The 18,489-nt window shown below is 58.2% G+C and carries 13 protein-coding genes; all 13 read right to left on the reverse strand.

The features are described from left to right. A partial coding sequence (locus NQL71_RS28225) for an ImcF-related family protein (protein ID WP_274643696.1) occupies positions 1–1,241 on the reverse strand: 1,241 nt, incomplete at its 3' end. A gap of 169 nt (positions 1,242–1,410) precedes the next feature. After that, positions 1,411–2,607 (reverse strand): KPHS_23130 family T6SS system protein, encoded by a 1,197-nt coding sequence (locus NQL71_RS28230; RefSeq protein WP_507189793.1) that lies wholly within the window; start codon positions 2,605–2,607, stop codon positions 1,411–1,413. Position 2,608: 1 nt separating this feature from the next. Then, entirely contained in the window at positions 2,609–2,788 is a 180-nt protein-coding gene (locus tag NQL71_RS28235; protein WP_046817255.1) for a hypothetical protein, read from the reverse strand. A gap of 111 nt (positions 2,789–2,899) precedes the next feature. Next, positions 2,900–3,928, reverse strand: coding sequence for a formylglycine-generating enzyme family protein (locus tag NQL71_RS28240; RefSeq protein WP_274643698.1), 1,029 nt, complete (start codon positions 3,926–3,928; stop codon positions 2,900–2,902). Between the two features lie 35 nt (positions 3,929–3,963). Beyond that, entirely contained in the window at positions 3,964–4,986 is a 1,023-nt protein-coding gene (locus NQL71_RS28245; RefSeq protein ID WP_274643699.1) for a formylglycine-generating enzyme family protein, read from the reverse strand. Positions 4,987–5,000: 14 nt separating this feature from the next. After that, on the reverse strand, positions 5,001–7,286 hold the full coding sequence (locus NQL71_RS28250; RefSeq protein ID WP_274643700.1) for a hypothetical protein: 2,286 nt from the start codon (positions 7,284–7,286) through the stop codon (positions 5,001–5,003). Between the two features lie 17 nt (positions 7,287–7,303). Continuing rightward, positions 7,304–9,820, reverse strand: coding sequence for a type VI secretion system Vgr family protein (locus NQL71_RS28255; RefSeq protein ID WP_274643701.1), 2,517 nt, complete (start codon positions 9,818–9,820; stop codon positions 7,304–7,306). A gap of 2 nt (positions 9,821–9,822) precedes the next feature. After that, positions 9,823–12,486: a type VI secretion system ATPase TssH gene (tssH, locus tag NQL71_RS28260; RefSeq protein ID WP_274643702.1), complete on the reverse strand. Its 2,664-nt coding sequence runs from the start codon at positions 12,484–12,486 to the stop codon at positions 9,823–9,825. Positions 12,487–12,622: 136 nt separating this feature from the next. After that, a complete protein-coding gene (locus tag NQL71_RS28265; protein WP_046817247.1) occupies positions 12,623–13,114 on the reverse strand; it encodes an Hcp family type VI secretion system effector in 492 nt (163 codons plus the stop codon). Between the two features lie 34 nt (positions 13,115–13,148). Further along, entirely contained in the window at positions 13,149–14,870 is a 1,722-nt protein-coding gene (locus NQL71_RS28270) for an OmpA family protein (protein WP_274643703.1), read from the reverse strand. Between the two features lie 10 nt (positions 14,871–14,880). Then, the gene (gene tssL / locus NQL71_RS28275) at positions 14,881–15,561 is read right to left on the reverse strand and encodes a type VI secretion system protein TssL, short form (protein ID WP_077182539.1); all 681 of its coding nucleotides are present in this window, start codon (positions 15,559–15,561) and stop codon (positions 14,881–14,883) included. Then, the gene (tssK, locus tag NQL71_RS28280; RefSeq protein WP_046817244.1) at positions 15,558–16,913 is read right to left on the reverse strand and encodes a type VI secretion system baseplate subunit TssK; all 1,356 of its coding nucleotides are present in this window, start codon (positions 16,911–16,913) and stop codon (positions 15,558–15,560) included. The genes tssL and tssK overlap by 4 nt, the downstream gene beginning before the upstream one ends. After that, a complete protein-coding gene (gene tssC, locus NQL71_RS28285; RefSeq protein ID WP_046817243.1) occupies positions 16,910–18,475 on the reverse strand; it encodes a type VI secretion system contractile sheath large subunit in 1,566 nt (521 codons plus the stop codon). The genes tssK and tssC overlap by 4 nt, the downstream gene beginning before the upstream one ends. Between the last annotated feature and the right edge of the window lie 14 nt (positions 18,476–18,489).

Here is an 18,489-nt window from a genome sequence, read left to right on the forward strand (position 1 = left end):
GTCAGGGCAGCGAGTTGCTGCTGCAGGCTGGCCACCGCCGGGTCGAGCAGCAGGCGCTGGTTGGCCTCGACGTAGGTGGGCCAGAGCATTTGCAGCAGTTGTGGGTTTTTGTTCAGGCCGAAGCGCTGGTACCAGGGCGTGCCGTGGGTGGCGCGGTATTCCAGGCGGCCCAGTTCGCGGGTCAGGTCATTCAGGGCGAGGAATTGTTCGTCAGGGGTTGATGATTGTTGCAAGGTCGCCAGCGAGGTTTGCACCTGGGCGATGTGCACGCGGTTGGTGGCGAAGGACAGTAGCATGCCGGCGCTCCAAATCAGCGCCAGCCCCAGCGCCAGTGAATAACCCACTCGCGTGACGCCCCAGCCGAGGCGGCGATGGAGCACGGTCTTGTCACCGAGCACGCCGTCCCAAGGCGGCATGGCGTACCAAAGGTGATCTTTTTTTACTTCAGTGTCTTTACTGCCCGGCAGCGGCAGGCTGAACCACAACCCGCGCAGCGGCAGACTCCGGGCGAACACCCGGAACAACGGCGCCAGCGCCTGCCGCCAACGCGCTATGCCCTCGACCTGCAAATCACGGGACAGACGCAGCAGGAAGTCATGACGCATGGTGCCCTGTATTTGCGCCCAACCGTTGTCGCGCAGGGGTAACACCAAGCTCTCCAACCCGCTCTCCAGCGCCTGCGGCGTCACATCGGACGGCAGCAGACAACCGACCGCCTGGGTGGGGCGTTTGTCCTGATCCCATCCACTGTCGCAGACCTGCCACAGGTGCAGCGGCAACTGCCAGCGCAGCTGGCGGGCCAGGTCTTGCAGGTGACGCACACCGTTGTCCATCGCCTCGGTGTCGGTGCTTTGTTGTGCGTTCAGGGCCCAGATCACGCCGTCGAGGGCGCGCCAGCGGCTCAGACCTTGCCACGGGGTGACGCGGCCATCATCGAATTTGGTTTGGGTGCTGCCACCCCAGAGCAGGATGGTGTCGTGGCCTGCGAGCCATTTTTTATCTTTCAGGTGGGGGGCGATGGCGGTGATCTGATCGGGTTCGCCGACAACCAACAGCAGACGGACTTTGTGGCGCCAGAAATGGCCGTGATGTTCGCGCAGGTAATAATCGAGACCGTCCCGTTCAACGTTATCGCAGCTCGATCGAGGGGCTCCTGCACCGAATTTTTCCCGTGCCCACGCTATGAACTCCAGTGTCCCCAGCTTTCTGGTAGCCAGCGCTCCCAGACTTTCGAGAAACAAGATCACCATACATCCGGCGAGCAGCCAAGCGGAGAAAGTCACCCTTTCGAGCCCATTATTTACAGAAAGGATCGGGTTCTCCACCCATATCAGCAGCCCACCGATAATTCCCAAACAAAGCACTACAATCCAGACACTGACTTGTTTCATGATTAATCCTTATCCCCGATCATCCAGCGGGCCGCACAACGCACCATTGCGGCGAAGTGTCCTGCATCATTACAAGTTGAGGTTGGCGCTCGGTGCGCGCGTTTTCGCTGGCGACGACCAGTGCCAAATTGCCCACTGCACACCCCGGCAATCCAAGCGAATGGTCCAGTGACTGGCTCCTTTCAACATTTAGCGGGTGCCCGGCAGCGCTCATTGCAATGCTCACCTGGCACAAATGATCGGAAGGCACTTGTGTCTGCCAGGCAAACAGCGGCGAGTTGTCTTCCTGAACGCGACCCCAAAGGAGTACGTCCTGTAAGGACTCGGCCTGCCCGGTCATGGAAACCGGGCGGTGTACCCAAGATGCCGGCGCAAGGTTTTCCCTGGCGCACCATTCAGGTTGGGCAAGCAACAGGACAGAAACAGACTCGGCCTGTTCGGCGGTAGGCTGTTGAAAAAAATTGAGCTCAAGCGACAGCATCAAAGGACACGGCGAGGGGTCGTCGAGCCAGGTATCCAGCCAAAGCAAACCGTCGTCCTGGTTCGCCAACCACACATGTTCCACAACCAGCACCTCACCTAGGCATTCACGCCAAAGCGACAAGATCCTTTCGTCGCTAACTTCCTGGTTATGCCTTATACGAACGCAAACTGGTGTAGTACCCGCAAAACGCTGCAAGTCCTCATCAAGGCCGCGCATGACCTGATGAACATAAGCCGTTAAACGCTCCGTGTACTCTTGTTCCGTATAAAATCTCGGCTCGGGCGCCAACTGGCTCAAGCGCATCGTGGTCGCGGGTTGTGTCAGATAAGTGGGCTGCAGCGGCTTGCTACCGCCGCGCAGCGCGCGAGCCAATTGGTTGCAACCCGCCGCCGTGCAGTAGGACGTTGCCAACACGGCTATCGAACGCTGTCCTTGTTGAATCAGCGCCCGCTCCAGCTCGCTACGACTCAGGTTCCAGCTCTGCGCAAAGTCATGCTGACGCTCATAAATCAAACGTCGCAACGCAAACAGCAACAATCCGGTGATCGCGGGAAAAACCAGGACGCAACACCAGTACCACAAAGGCATCTGCCACAGGTCTTGCGGCCACAGCAAAATCACCAAACCGGCGCCCAGTAAAGCGCAGAGCAGCACCACCAGGCACCATCGCCATACGCGAGGTGGCATCGGCAATACGCGCTTCTCGGCCAAGGCTCGAAGATCCACCGGCACGTTACAGCCTCCCGGCCCGGGGCAACGACGTGATTAAGGTGCAACCACCATCACAACGATAACCGTCCGGAACGGCCTCTTTCAGGAAGTTGTTGATGTTTCTGTAAGACGTCACCGCACCTGAAGGCAGGGCAACCCCCACCATTGAGAACGTGTATTTGATAATGGATAAGACTTTCATGGTTTTCTCCTTGAACTAATACCAGTGCGCATCAGCAATGCACTGACACATAGCGTCAATCCATAGATAGCTGGCGGAGCAATGCCACCTTTGAATGAAAGGCCTGCGCGCTCACTTAATGGGTTGCGGATGATTGACTACGCAGCGGGCGGTTTTATTTCTAAGAATCAGTAGATCACCCATTCCAGTAACAACACTAGGCTGAGTACCATCTGGACTTTTATAACTCCTATGCACGTTTACACCACCTCCCCAACTCGGATCGGCAAAATCCTTCCCTCGTAGTACCTTGGCGTATTTGTGGTTCGAACGAGCGTCTTTATAAACAGGCTCACTCGGACCCTGTGGATCTTTAAGCGATGAATACTGATAATAATTCGGATCATACCAATCTTTCACCCATTCATATCCATTATCGGACATTGAATAGAGACCCAGTGGATTCGGAGGAAATCTATCGACAGGTAGCGGTGTAAAAGTACCAGTCTTCCAGCCCATCTCTTTGGCGAAAATTTTGCGATCCCATGAACTGGAAATATTGATACCCTTGGGCCCATCTTTCCAATCTTCGGTTACTGCATCATCAGTCGCTTTATAGGTACCATCATCAGTAGCCACCATTAAAAATTGCCCACGACTTCTCGCCGCATACTCCCATTGGGCTTCAGTCGGCAATCCAAAAGGCAATCCACTGGTATCTGCCAGCCAACTGCAATATTGCTCAGCTTCAAACCAGTCCATATGTGCAGGGGTGGTGGGCGCTGCACTAATGATTTTGAAATCATTACCAGCATCCTGACGAAGCACTAAACCATTGCTCTTCAGATAAAATTGAAACTCCTCATTGGTAATCTTGTACTTATTGATCGAATAGCTACTTAGCTCAACTTTATGCAATGGCTTGCTGTCTTTATCCGAGTCATACGAAAGCCTTTCCGGGCCGTATTGCACGCCGTAATCCCCCATCAAGAACTCACTACCCTCTACGAATACGAGGTTGCTTTTTATTCCCTTAATAAAAGCCTGAAAATCCTGCGAAGATCTTTCTTCAAAGGAAGTATTCGACAACTCAGGACTTCGCTCGCAACCCGCAACTGCAAACAAAAGAAAAACGCATACAACTGATTTTAGCTTGCTCATTAAATCACTGCCCTGATTTGGTTTTTTTCAAGTCGTCATTTAATAGGATGTGGATGATTGACTATGCAGCGAGCTGTTTTATCACCAAGCACCAAGCGCTCTCCCCTATTAGACAGGGCAGCCATAGTCGCATCTGGACTTCTATAGCTTCTGTGTACGTTTACTGCACCTCCCCACTGCGGATTTGCATAATCCTTGCCTCGGAGCACCTTGGCATATTTGTAATTTGAAGGAGGATCCTTATACACGGGGGCGCTCGGACCTTGAGGGTCCTTGAGTGGAGAGTTTTGGTAATAGGTTGGGTCATACCAGTCCTTAACCCACTCAAATCCATTATCGGACATCGAATAAATACCCAGTGGATTGGGTGGAAATTTATCCACGGGCAATGATGTCAGAGTACTAGTCTCCCACCCCATCTCTTTGGCGAATATTTCACGGTCCCATGAGGTTGAAATATTAATGCCTTTGGGTCCACTCCCCCACTCTTCAGTTATATCGTCATCAGTCACCTTATAAGTACCATCATCAGTAGCCACCATTAAAAATCGCCCACGACTTCGTGCTGCATATTCCCACTGGGCTTCGGTTGGCAATCCGAACGGTTGTTCGCTGATATTTGCCAGCCAAGTGCAATATTTCTCCGCTTCAAACCAATCCAAGTGCGCCGGGGTGTTTGGAGCGCCACTGACAACGGCAAACTTATCTCTGGTATCCTGGCGGAGCAGCAGACCGTTGAAACTTAGGTAAAGCTGATATTCCTGATTGGTAATTTTGAATTTATTGATTGAAAAATTACTCAGCTCAACTTTATGCAGCGGTTTACTATCCTTATCCGAGTCGTAGGGTAGCCTTTCAGGACCGTACTCCACGCCATAATCGCCCATCAGGAATTCCCCGCCCTCAACAAATACGAGATTGCTTTTAATCTTTTGAATGAAACTTTGCAGCTCACGCGAAGATACATTGTTCTCTGTCGTACTCAAGGACAAGGCATCCTGCTCACAACCCAGCATTATAAAAACAAGAAATATTATTGTAATTTGCAGCCTTATCATAAAAACTCCTTGTATCAAGCCCATCGACCCGTCTCTGCTTCACACGGACCAAAAGTACAACCTTCGGGAAAACGGTGATGATCGAGAGAATTATTTTGATAATAGGGCGTGTCGTTCATGGCCAGCGCATACCCCCAAACAGCACCGGGCCTTATCCGTTCATAAATAATGGACAGTTCACGTTTCGCCTTATGCAAATCCTGATCACGATTGAGCCCCTCCCGCAGAAAATCCACTAATTTCTGTTCCTGTTGCTGGGTTATCAGGAGTTCATCTTCGGCTCCTGCCAAGCTAGAGCCATGAGGCGTCATGCGACAAAATACTTTGCGCCACTCGTCGTGGGTCTGGATGCTTCTGAGTAACCAGATCACCGCTTCCTTACGATCTTGGTAGATATCGGGTATCAACCCCTTACCATAATTGTACGGATCGAGATGGTCCCAAATACCATGACGAGTGAGAAGGTAAAGCAAAATCCCTTTTGCCTCCGGGGTGTAGCTCAATAACTTTGTGGCATTGGCATTAATACTAGCAGCAAGTTGATTGCGTCGCTTCGAGGCATCTATATTCGTTTTGCTTTCATCTACAATAGAGTTTATGCGATCTTTGAATTCATACTCAACAGACTTGATACTTTCCCCTAGCGTCATAAATCCTGCATAAATGTCGCTTTGCATATCATCCATTTGCATGACGCAGTACCTACTGTACGTTCTAAATGCATCCCTATCGATCAAATCAAAATAACTATAATTCAACCGATATAACTGATAGACCAACCATGCTCCAAACTCTACAATCGTACTCGTACCCACCTCACAAATAAGCCCGCCCTTAGCCCCCAACCCCCAACACAAACTGGCGGCCACATGAAAACAGAACTTCCCATTTATAAAGGTGCAGTGAAATTTGCCACCGGCCCCAGCCCCGGCCAAACCGGCAATGCTGCCGCTAATACTGCAGAAGTCGGTGAATTCGCCGCTGGACTTCAATAAGCCGGCGAGTGCGGGATTGACGTCCGCGGGCGGTGTAGGTTTGAGCCATTGCAAGCCACCCTTGAGGCTGCCCTCGACCCGGGCGCCGGCGAAGGCTTCACCGGTCAGTTGCAGGCCTTCATCTCCGGCGGCCATTTGCTTATGGAACACCGCGCCCCTGGTTCTTCTTTCCTTGAAGCGGGGTAATCGGCCATTGGGCTGGCCAGCGAGCAATTGCTGATCACCTTTGGTCACAACCTGCAATTGCCCCTCGAGCGTCACCGAGGCTCCGACGAAACCGCACAACTGAGGCGTCAGGCGCAAACGCAACATGCCCATGTCAAAGAGATTGCCTTTGGCATTGGTGTAGGACAACGACCAACCCATGCGGTCTGGGACAAAGGCGCTGAGGTTAACCATGCCGGAGGCGACGGTCAGGCTGGCTTTGGTCTCGCCCTTGGCCGCGACATTGCCCTTGTTAGGGTCGAACTCGGCGCTGGCCCCGACATTGGATACAAAGCGCATGAACTGCGCGGCACCGGAAACGTCGACGTTCTCGCCCAACTCGGTCTTGCCCTCCAGGCTTCCGTTCCAGCTTTCAGCCCAGTCGAACAAGGTAACGTCCTGATTCAAGGCTTCAGGATCGAAATCCAGACCGGTCCACTTGATGACGTCGCTCAACTCCAGCTTCAGTTTTGGCCACTCCAAGGTGGTCAGTTGCTGCTTGAGTTTGTGCGTATCGATGCGGCGTATACCGTGCTTGTCCTTGCCGTAGATACTGTTCTCGGCGCCTTTCTTCTGGTTGCCTTTCAAGGACACCGTGTGCAGCTTGCGACCTTCCTGGCCTTTGCTGAAGTAGCCTTTTTTGACATAGGCATAGCGGACGGGCCTGGTCCCGCGTTTGCCTTTTGCCGTTCCCGCTACCGGAAGCAATTCGACGACGTCGTCGTAGCTCATTTTTTCCTGGGAAAAACTGCCGAGTTTCTTGTGTAGAGCCTCTTGTTCTGCCTCCAGTCGATTTTCCGCCGCCGTGATTTCCTTGGCATGCGCTTCAGCTTCCAGGGGAGGCAGGGCGGAGGTTGAAGCCCTTTTGGCATAATTTTCCAATGCCCTGGAGTAGCGCTCTTTGGCCAGGTGAAACTCATTTATCCGGCGGGCCATCTCTTGCCAGTGTTGTTCGAACTCGCCCGCCTCGGTGGCCGTTATAAAGACCAGCTCTTCGGTCTCGGGGCGAAAGTAGCATTGGGGCGACTGGTGAGGCGCAACCACAATGGGGGCTTGCTTGCTGGTCCGGTTTTCAGCGACATGGGTATTGGCTTCGGTCATGCATTCAGGCTCCACGATTATTCAAAGAACAGCTTGATGCCTTGCGGATCAAGGCCATGATGGCGCTGGGTGAAGCCGTTGCCGTCTGTCACTCCTCGCACCACGCTGCCGTCAGCGGTTTCGATGCGATAGCGCACATCGGATTTTGGTGCGCCTGTCTCTTTGTCCTTGACCTGGAATCCACCCTGCGTTGGATTTTTGTAGAGGGGGTCTTGCAGGACCATGGCCGACAGCGCCTGTTCAAGGGAGGCACCGCCGCCCCAGGCGATAAGGTCGTTCTTGATGCGCAATTCACCCGGCGCACCGATTTCGATGGAGCCATCCTTGATCTTGATGTAGGCGCCTCGACTGACCAGGGTGATGCCTTGTTCGGCGTTGAGCATGATTTCGCCGTTGATACTGTTAAGCGTCAGCGCCTTGTCCGCTTGCAGTGTCATCGCATCGCTTTGCGCCTGGATCTCCACCGGCCCCCGGGCGGCAAACAGCTTGAGCCCAAGTTTCTGCGCGAACAGGCTGATTGCTTCGCCGGCGGTCACGCTAAAGCGCTTGAATACGCTGACATCAACGGTCTCCCCTGCCGTCGCGGTAAGGGTTTTTCCCGCTGAGATCTGAATATTTGCCGGTGTCGTGAGAGCAATACCCGCAGGTGCCGACGCAATCAGTCCAGCTTGCTTGAGATGCGCCAATGCCTCTTGCAGCCCTTGTTGCGACTGCACGTCTGCTGGCAGGGCGCCCGATACGGCGGCGCTTTGAGCCAAGGCATTCACCAGTTGCAAGGCACTGTTGAGCTGCGCCAATGCGGCACTCATCTCAAGCACCTGACCTTGAGCCTTGGCCTGTTCATCCGCACTGATGAACAACCCCTTGCCCCCGCGAATGGCGCCGTGCCCATCCGTGCGCAACTCAAATCCTTCGCCACGCTTCTGTTTCTTGGCATCCACTAGATGCCCCAGGTTCAGCTGGCTCTTGCCACTGTGCTCGGTACTGAGCTTGACGTGCTCCTCGCCGCGGTTGTCCTCCATGCGCAGCTTGTTGTTCGCCGGGGTGCGCAGCACGTTGCGTTTGTAGTTGCGTAGGGTCACGTGGTCCGGGTGGTCGCTGTCGTGCAGGGCGTGGGCGATGTAGGGGCGGTCCGGGTCGCCCTGTTCGAAGGCGATGGCGACTTCGGTGCCGCAGATCAGCGGCAGGTGCAGGCCGTGGGTGTCGCCGGCGTAGGGGCGCGCCTGGCGTAGCCACATGCTTTCCCGGCCGAGCTTCCAGGGGTCGCGATCGAACAGGAAGTTGACCTTGTAGCGGCCTTCGAGGTCGATTTCGGCGTAGGGATCGTTGGCTTTGCCGCTGGTGACGCGGGCCGGCAGGGTGCCGGCGATGATCGGTTTGGGCGGGACCGGCGGGCGGAAGCAGACCATTTCCGCGTAGGGGATGGCCTCGAAATTTACTTCGATGCTGCGGTCGCGGGCCGCGCGGGTGTGCAGGCCGGTGATCACTGCGCCGGGGGTAAAGGCCTGGGGCGCGTCGGCGATTTTCAGCACCTGGCCCGGTGCCAGGGTGGCGCTGCTGCTGGCGCCGCTGAGGTGGGTCTGGCTGTTGAGGTAACGTTCGTGACGCAGGCGGGCGTAGAAAAAACCGCTTTCGCTTTGCAGATCTTCGTCCTGGTCGAGGCGATCGCCGAGCACGCGGTAGGGTTCGGCGTAGTGGTAGGCCTCGCCGTAGGTGGTGGTCGTGGTGCCGCGGGTCTGGTCGACCTCGCCATCGAGCCGGGCCCGCGCATCGCGGTGATGATAGGCGCGAAAGTTGATGGATTTTTCCACCACCTGGTGGCGGGTTTGCAGGTCCCACACGCCGTCCTCGCCGCTGGCAAAGCCGGACGGTGGACGAAATGGCAGCTGCACGCCGAACTGGTAGTGACGCTGGTCGTCGTGGAATTCGACGACGTCGATCTGCAGGCGGTCGTCGTGGCTGAAGCGGTACCAGATGCCGACCTCGGCCAGCAGGCGCTCGATGAACTTGAGGTCGCTTTCGCCGTATTGCATGACCTGCTCGCGACGGGGGTATTCGCGTACCAGCTGGAACAGGAAGTGCTGGCCAAGAAAATCGTGGCGGCTGCGCAGGATGTGCTCGACGATCTCCGGCACCGACTGTTGCTGGTACAGGCGGTACTGACGGCCGCGATCGAGCAGGGCCAGGCGCGGTTGCAGGGTGATTTCGTAGCGAGCTTCGTCGCGGGAGCTGGACAGGCGCTGGAAGGTGTTGACCACGCCATACAGGCTGCGCAACGGCTTGTACTCGGGCACTGGCAGGCCAGGGTAAGGCGGCTTTGGCGGCAACGGATACAGACTGAAACGGGCGTCCTTGTTGAGTATTTGTTCGGCGCTGAGGTCCTGTTCGGCGCAGGTGAATTCGATGCGGTAGCTGAAGGGCTGGCTGAGGTGTTCCTGGCCTTCGAAGGCCAGGACGTCGAAGACGGCGTTGAATCGGTGGATGGTGAATATGTGGCGGCTGTGGTTGAAGAAGATGCGCGGTTGGGTGCTCATGGTCAGGCCTCCTCGACGATGCCCGGCATCGCTTCCTGTGTGTCGATGAACTGCAGCGTGATGCCGTCATCGTCGCTGTAACCCAGGGTCACCCCCAGGGCTTGCCGATGGGTCGCCTGGCGCTGCAGCAGTTGCTGGCTGAGCACCGGCAGGATCTGCTGGTTGAGCAGGCTGTCGATGTTGCGCGCGCCGGTATCGGGCAGCAGGCAGGCGGCAACCAGGGCCTGGTTGAGAGCGCTGTCGATCTGGCAGGTCAGGCCGTAGTGGCGTTGCAGGCGCGTGGCGACGCGGGCGAGTTTTTGCGCGACGATGCGCTGCAGGGCGTCGACTTGCAGCGGGCGGTAGATCAGGGTCTGGAAGCGCGCGAGCAAGGCCGGCTGGAAGTGTTCGCGCAACAGTGGTCGCAGCAGCTCATGCAGGGTGCTGTCCGCTGCTTCAGGATGCTCTTGCAGGCAGGCTTGCAGTTCATCGCTGCCCAGGTTCGAGGTCATGAGAATGACGGTGTTGCGAAAATCGATTTCGCGCCCCTCGCCATCGCGCATGAAGCCGCGATCGAAGACCTGGTAGAACAGATTGAGTACGTCGCGGTGGGCCTTTTCCACTTCGTCGAGCAACACGACGCTGTGGGGGCGCCGGCGTACCGCTTCGGTGAGCACGCCACCCTGGCCGTAACCGACATAGCCCGGTGGCGAGCCTTTGAGCTGGCTGACGGTATGGGCTTCCTGATACTCGGAGAGGTTGAGGGTAATCAGCGACTGCCCGCCACCGAACAGGCAGTCGGCCAGCGCCAGGGCGGTTTCCGTCTTGCCGACGCCGCTGGTGCCGACCAGCAGGAACACGCCCAGCGGCGCTTGCTCCTCGGTCAGGCCGGTTTTGGCCGCACGCAGGCGCTGGGCCAGTGCGCCCAGGGCATGATCCTGGCCGACGACACGATCACTCAACTGCTGCTCCAGTGCCAACAGGCTGGCCTGCTCGTCCTTGAGCAGACTGCCCAGCGGCACGCCGGTCCAGTCGGCAATCACTTCAGCCACACTGCGCGGGTTGACGTCCAGCGAGAGCAACGGCTGGGCGCCCTGCACTTCGGCAAGCTGCTGTTGCAGTCGAGTACAAAGGGTAATCTGCAGGGGCTCAGCCTGACGTGCATCAAGCAATTGGCGGGTCAGGTCGAGTTCATCGCGGTATTGCCGCACCAGCGCACTGTGCTGGTCTTGCAGCTCGACAAGTTGTGCGTCGATCGAGGCAAGGCGCTCGTCGACGCTGCAGTCACCGAGTTGCGCATCCTCTGCCAGTGCTTGCCGTTCAAGCCCCAGGGCCGCCTGCCCGGCCTTGAGTCTGACCAGTGCCTGGGGTTCGCAGTCGAGGCCCATACGCACCCGTGCACTGGCGGTGTCGAGCAGGTCGACGGCTTTGTCAGGCAGCTGGCGACCGGTCAGGTAGCGCCGCGAAAGCGTGACCGCAGCCTGTACCGCCGCATCCTGAATGTGCACGCCATGATGACTGGCGTAACGCGCCTTCAAGCCACGCAGCATGAGACAGGCATCGAGGTCATCCGGCTCGTCGACCTTGACCTTCTGGAAGCGTCGTTCCAGGGCGGCATCGCGCTCGAAATACTGCTTGTATTCGCTCCAGGTGGTGGCGGCGATGGTGCGCAGCTCGCCACGGGCGAGTGCGGGCTTGAGCAGGTTCGCCGCGTCGGCACCGCCCGCCTGGTTACCGGCGCCGATCAGGGTATGGGCTTCATCGATGAACAACAGCACGGGATTCGCCGACTGCTGCACGGCATCGATGACGTTTTTCAGGCGTTGCTCGAACTCGCCCTTGACCCCGGCCCCTGCTTGCAGCAACCCCAGGTCGAGGGTACGCACGCTGACTGGTTTGAGGCTGTCCGGAACATTGCCCTCGGCAATGCGTAGCGCCAGTCCTTCGACCAGTGCGGTCTTGCCGACGCCCGGTTCGCCGACCAGCAACGGGTTGTTCTTGCGCCGGCGACTGAGGATGTCGATGACCTGGCGTATCTCATCGTCACGGCCGAACACCGGGTCAATCCGCCCTTCCCGGGCCTTGACGGTAATGTCCTGGGTGAACCTGTCCAGCACGGCCTGCAAGGCCGCCTGGTTAGCGGTCGCGGGTGCAGGCGTGGCCAGCAGATCAGAAGCAACTTGTGCCTGATCAATGCCAGCCGCTTGCTGCGCCTGGGGACGTTCTTCGGAATGTTGATCGAGCAGTGCAGACAGCTGTTGTAACTGGGTTTCGCTGATGCTGAACAACGGCCAGGCGGCTTCGCAAGCCAGCAGGTCGGGTGACTCCAGCAGCGCGCCAAGCAAGTGCGCCGAGCGCAGGTGATCCTGGCTGTCCAGCGATGCACGCAGCCAGGCATCGCTGATCAATTGCTGCAGCTTGCCGCACAGCTGCGGCTTGCCCTGGACGCTGCGCGGCAGTGTGTCCAGGTGTTCAAGCAGCCCGCGCCAGAGTGCATCCAGGTCCCATTCGTAGCGACGGGCAATGAGCGTCAGGTCGCCCTCGCCCTGTTCGAATAATTTGAGCAGCCAGTGCTCGATACTGATGTAGCCATGGGCGCGACTTTGGCACAGCGTCGCCGCCGCGCTCAGCGCCTGGGCACAGTAGGAATTGAGACGGCGAAGCAAGCGGGAGGCGTTCTGTACCATGGGTACGTCCTTGTCTTGAGTGGGAGGCTGGTAATTAAAAAGAGCCCGGCTCGACGGGGTTGGCTGAGCGCCCGCGGACGGACGCTCAACACGGGACACTGGACCCGCAGGCAAGCATGCCTACAGGTTCAATGGGTTAAGCGCTCTGGCGTTCGTCCCAGGCATCGGAGTGACTGAAGTTGCCCTCGATGAACTTCCAGGTGATCTTCTCGAAGCGCAGCTGGACGTCTTCCAGGTGATTGTGTTTTTCCTTGGCCGGGTCCTTGATGTCGTGCATTTTCGTCACGACGCTTACGACCTTTACGTTCTCGAGCAGAGCGGTGTAGTAGACGACCTCCTGGCCTGCGTCATTGATGCGATACCACTTGAACTCGGCGCTCTTGAAGGTCTGCCCCTGGGACGCGCCCTTGAGCAGGTAGACGCTGGCGGCATCGATTTCCTTGGTGAACATGAACGGAGTGTGAATCCGTGTGCCTGTCAGCTTGCCGGTGTTGTTGTCAGTGGGAATGGTCAAGCCATGATCCTGGGCCAGCACTTCGATACTGCCCTCACGCCCTTGAACATCCACCGAACCCTTGATGTCGGCGCCGCCGTCATTTTTCAGCCACAGGTAAACGGGAATTGCCATGTGAAGCTCCTTCTCTCTGAACATGAATGCCGCGTTATGCGACAGGGGGTTGCAAATCCGGCCCCGCAGCGGGGAACACGCAGGCTCCAGGCTCCGGTACCAGACGAATATCAACTCGGCGATTGGCGCTGCGTCCGGTCTCATTGTCATTGCTGGCGATGGGCTGGCTGGCACCGAAGCCCTGCACCGCAAAGCAACTGGCGGGGATACCGCCCATGTGCTGCATCCAGTCGTGCACGGCGGCCGCCCGGGCCCGAGACAACTGCAGGTTTTGCTCGGCGCTGCCGGTGGCATCGGTATGGCCGCTGATCACGATGAGCCAGCCAGGCTGGGCCTTGATGTCGACCAGAGCATTGATAAGGACCCTGGTCGAGCCGGGTTTGAGCTGGGCGCTGCCGGTACTGAATAGCGACAGGCTGTCCAGGCGCACCGGCTTTGGATTACCCACAAGTCTTGGGGCCAGCGACGGATGACGGTGAGCGGCAATCGTCGACTGCAGCCTGATGCGCAATCGCTCGCCCCGGTAAAGGCCCAGCCCCAGCGAAAGGGGCGCTCCGTGTCGGTAGTAGCTGTCCAGTCGCAGGGCATCCTCGCGCAGCACCGCGAGAGCCTGCTCGCGCAGGATGAATTCAGGCCGATCGGGTTGTCCTGACGCGGGGATGGCGTGGTAACGACGCAGGTCGTCACTGACCTGGCGGACCAGCAGGGTGTTCTGCCAGGCCGAGCTGGCCAGGGCCGTTGTCCCGGCAATGGCGAACATCCACAACGCGATGACGCTCGCGCGGCGCAATGGGACGCGTTGAGTCTGCGTGGGCAGCAGCGCCAATAAGGGATCGGGGAATGGCATTGACGTGCCCTGCCCTGGCTGCGCCTGCCTGACGTCATGCAGTGCAACCTTGTTGCGCAGCCATTGCTGCCACAGGTTACCCGCGACTGATTGCGCGAGCGCCGGTACGAAGGTGATGGCACAGACCCTCGGCAGGCTGTCGGGATCGCGCACATCGCGGGGGGCCAGGTGGGGCAGTACCGCGTTGTCCAGCCATGCCACGACACTGTTGAGCTTTACGCTGGTGTGCATGCGGGCAGCGCGCGTTGCGCTGTCTGAAGGCTGTCTTTGCCAGTCGTCCAGGCTGGCGCGGGTTCCGGCCTCGCGCACCCTGGGGCTGACTTCACCGGCCTCCCAACTGAACCAGGGGCCTTCTGCGGCCGAGACTTGCACATAGCTCGTCAACAATAGCGGCAACGCAACGCCGCCCTTTCGAATGAGGCCGACCTGATAGCGCAGTGCTCGCGCCTGTCCAGCCAGCACGGCGGTGTCGGCGTGTTCAGCCGGGTTGACGATGAACATGACGCTGAGCTGCCCACTCCATTCAGGACGCAGCGTCATCAGACTGGCGGTGACCGCAGGCAACTGCTCAAGCCCGGGCACCCGCAAATAGCAACCGTGACGGGTTGTGCGCAATGCCAGTTGTTCCACCGGCGTCGCGCCGAACAATCCCGTCAGGCCATCGCCACAAACCAGGACGACCGGTTGACGGTAGGCGGCCGGGGGCAGCGAGGTATTCTCGGCCAGGGTCAATGATGCGCGCATTGACGTTGCCCGGCGCCCAATCCGGTTCCAGGCTACACCCACGACGCACACAACGACCAGAACGGCCATGGCGCGCAGGCTCCAGGTCAACGGAAAGACAATCAGCAACACCAGTAAGAGCGCACCCGCCCATAACCAGAGACCGCGCATCAGTGTCGGCGTCATCGGTCCCACCTCAAGCCTCACCGGGCAAAACCGAGCTGAGGAGATTGGCCAACAGGTGGTCAAGCCCCCACCAGCAACCGACAAACAGCAGACCCACAAGCAGACCATGAGCCAGTGGCGAACGCGGCCATAGCGCAATGCGCAGTCCCTGTCCGAATGTCTTCTTCGTCGCCAGGGTCTGGCTGAGTGCCAAGGGGGCGACTTGCACTTGGAACGCGCTCAGCAACTGTTCGCGCTCAGGATCTTCGGCATCGTGGTAACGCCCCTGGAAGCCGAGCATCAGCACCCGATGGAACACCGTCAGCACCAGTGGATCAGGGGCGGGCTCGCGCAAGACTTCGCGCATGTCTTCATACAGGAACTCGCCCGCCTGGTGACGGCTGAAGAACTTCGCTTGCAAGGGTTCTTTCGTCCAGGCGTCGCGAGCCTGCTTATCGACACGCAGTACGGTTTCATCGAGCAAGGCGCACTGGGCATGGCTGATGTGATCGATGCTGCGCGGGCTCAGACCGGCATGCTCGAGCATCTGGCGAACATGTTCGACCTGCTTTACGCAAAGGTCCTTCAACGTCGGGCCATCGTGCGTCGATGCGCCCTTGCACAGTTCTACCACCAGCAGGTAGCTGTCCTGCAGCAACGCGTCGATATCCACCGCCATTGCGGTGGTTTTTCTTGAGGCATTCAGGTTCATGTGCGCAACACCGCAAACAGTTCAAGTTTCACCTCGGCCAGTGTGCTCGGGACGTAGAAGGCGCAGACCCCTGCAGCCAGCACCGCCTGCCCCTTGGCGTGGTCGAGATCCAGGGCGAAATACTGGTTCTCCAGTCGCAGCGGAATGGCTGCCGGTACATGGCTGAGCGACTGCAACGGCACTCCGTCGAGCGCGGCGTTGATCAAGTGATCGACATCGTCCGGCGTGCCGATCTTGCACAAGCGCGGGAACTGGCTCTGCACCTGTGCCGCCGGCAAGCGGCAACGCACCGACAGATAAAAATCAGCGCCTTCGCGCTCGCACAGACGTGGATCATTGAGGCTGACCTTCCAGCGGTTGGCGCCGTTCTCCTCCATCTCAAGGGCAATGACCCGCGAAGGCAGGCTGGCCTCAAGCAAGGTGGAGATCAGACGCAACAGTGGGGGAAAAACGCTTTCCAGTTGCTCATGTCGATAAGCCGGAATCTGCTCGATATCGTGTTCCAGGGAAAAGGTCAGCAGGCCGCCGGCCAACTTTGCCAGTTCCCGATATACCGGCTCGGGATGTCGTGCCGGGTGCGCCTTGATATCTGCCAGGATCGGCTGGTAGGTGTTCAAGGCATTGAGCAGCCAAAACAACGACACATCGGCCACGGCAAAATCGGCCATGCGCTGGTTACTTTCACGACGCATGCCCATCAGCCGTTGACGCTTGGCGGCCAACTGGATCAGCAAATTATCCAGCTGCGCCAGCAACCCCGGGTGTGCCGCGAAGTCGAGCAGCGGTGGCACATAAGCGCCATCCAGCCCCCATGCACCCTGCCCGTCCCGTATCAGGCGCACGATCGGACAGGTCAGGTAATCGGCGTTATCGTCGTGGGCAAAACGCAGGCTCAGCACGTGTTCCAGCACGCCGATCTGCTGCACCTCGCTTTCGTACACGTCCTGCACTTTGCGCCAGTCCTGGCGATAGCGCGTGGGTCGCTCGACCTTGCCGTCATCGAGCAGGCAGTTGTTGCCATTGGCCTGCTCCAGCGGCAAGGCCAATACCACCGTGGCATCCTGCACGTCACTGGAAAGCAGCTCGGTCAATTCCAGGGCCGAGGGCAGACGATCCACCTCATCAGTATCGATCAAGGTGCCATCGGGCATGCGCAGGCACAACCTTGTGGCCTTGAGCTTGCCCAGGCGCAGGGTCTCCTGGTCAAACGCCACTGCCCCTACACCCCAGGGATGCACCAGTGACAAATGAGCCAGGCGTTCGTTGGTCCAGGCTTCCCATCGCGCCTGTTGCTGGAACTGCTGGGGGCACAGGAGTGCCCCCGCAGACCATACGGGACGGTCGATTTTCAAGACCTGGATTCCCCGCGAGCGCCATCGGCCTTGCGCTTGGGCATCTGCGACACCAGCGAAAGATTGACGTCCATGCCTTCGACCTGGAAGTGCGGCACGGCATACAGCTTGACGCGGAAGAAGCCCGGGTTGTCCTCTATGTCTTCCACGGTCACCTTGGCATCACGCAGCGGATGCGAGGCCTGCAGGTCGTCGCCCGGGTCGGTCATTTCGGTGACCAGTCCGCCGATCCACTTGTTCAGCTCAAGTTCCAGCAAGCGCCGGTCCTTGGTGGTGCCGATGTTTTCGCGCTGGATCAGCTTGAGGTAATGGGCAATGCGCGATAGCAGGAAAATGTAGGGCAGGCGCGAATTGATCCGGCTGTTGGCGGTCGCATCGGCAGTGTCATAGAGGGCCGCTTTCTGAGTCGAGTTGGCCGAAAAGAAGCATGCGTAGTCGCGGTTCTTGTAATACGACAGCGGGATGAAACCGAGGTCGGCGAACTCGAATTCGCGGGTTTCAGGGATCATGACTTCCGAAGGAATCTTCACCTGGTTGCCGGTGCCCAGGTCGTACAGGTGGATAGGTAATTCAGTGACTGCACCGCCCGACTGCGGCCCGCGGATCTGCACGCACCAGCCATTGGCAATGAAACTCTTGACCATGTTGGCGGCAAAGGCGAACGAGGCGCTGGTCCACAGGTACTTGTCGTGGTCGGGGCCCTTGACGCTCTCGATGTAGTTGAAGCTGCGCACCGGGACGGTGTCTGGGCCATAGGGCAGGCGTCCGAGGACACGGGGCATGACCAGGCCGATGTAACGGGCGTCGTCACTGTCGCGGAACGCCTTCCATTTCAGGTATTCGGCGCGGTCAAAATAGTTGCCGATGTCCTTGATCGCGGCCACTTCTTCCATCGACTGCTTGCCGAAGAAGGCCGGGCCGACGGTGCCGATAAATGGCATGTGCGCAGCTGCGGCGACTTTGGAAATGTTGCGCAACAGGGCGATGTCCTGAGGACTGCGACCGAACTCGTAGTTGGAGATAGCCGCGGCAATCGGCTCGCCGCCCGGCGTGTCATACTCCTGGGTATAGGTATGCACGTAGAGGCCGCTTTGAGCTATTTCCGGTGCATCGTCGAAATCCTGGACCAGATGATCCTTGCTGATATCCAGCAATTCGATGCGCACGTTCTGGCGGAAATCGGTCTGGTCGATCAGCGATTTGACCCCGCGCCAGGTTGACTCGACGCGCTGGAAATCCGGGTGGTGCATTACGGCATCAAGTTGCCGACTGATTTGCGCATCCAGTGAGGCAATGTGATCATCGAGCAGGACTTTATCCAGGCGCTCAACCTTCTGTGAAGACTGTCCGAGCAGTTTGAGAAAAACACTGACTGCCGCAGTCACTCGCTCATCAGCAGACACTTCGGACAGCGCCTCGGTGTTCTGAAACACTTCGATACTACTTAGTGTGGAGACCGGACTGAGATTGATCTTTCCGAACAGCGCGCCATATACACCTTTACTTTCTTCGGACAACACTGTAGCGCCGCGCGATTGCACGTTAGAACTTTCGATGGACATGAAGGTAACTTCCC

Origin of the sequence: Pseudomonas serbica, assembly GCF_028823535.1 — a bacterium.
GTDB classification, from domain to species: domain Bacteria; phylum Pseudomonadota; class Gammaproteobacteria; order Pseudomonadales; family Pseudomonadaceae; genus Aquipseudomonas; species Aquipseudomonas serbica.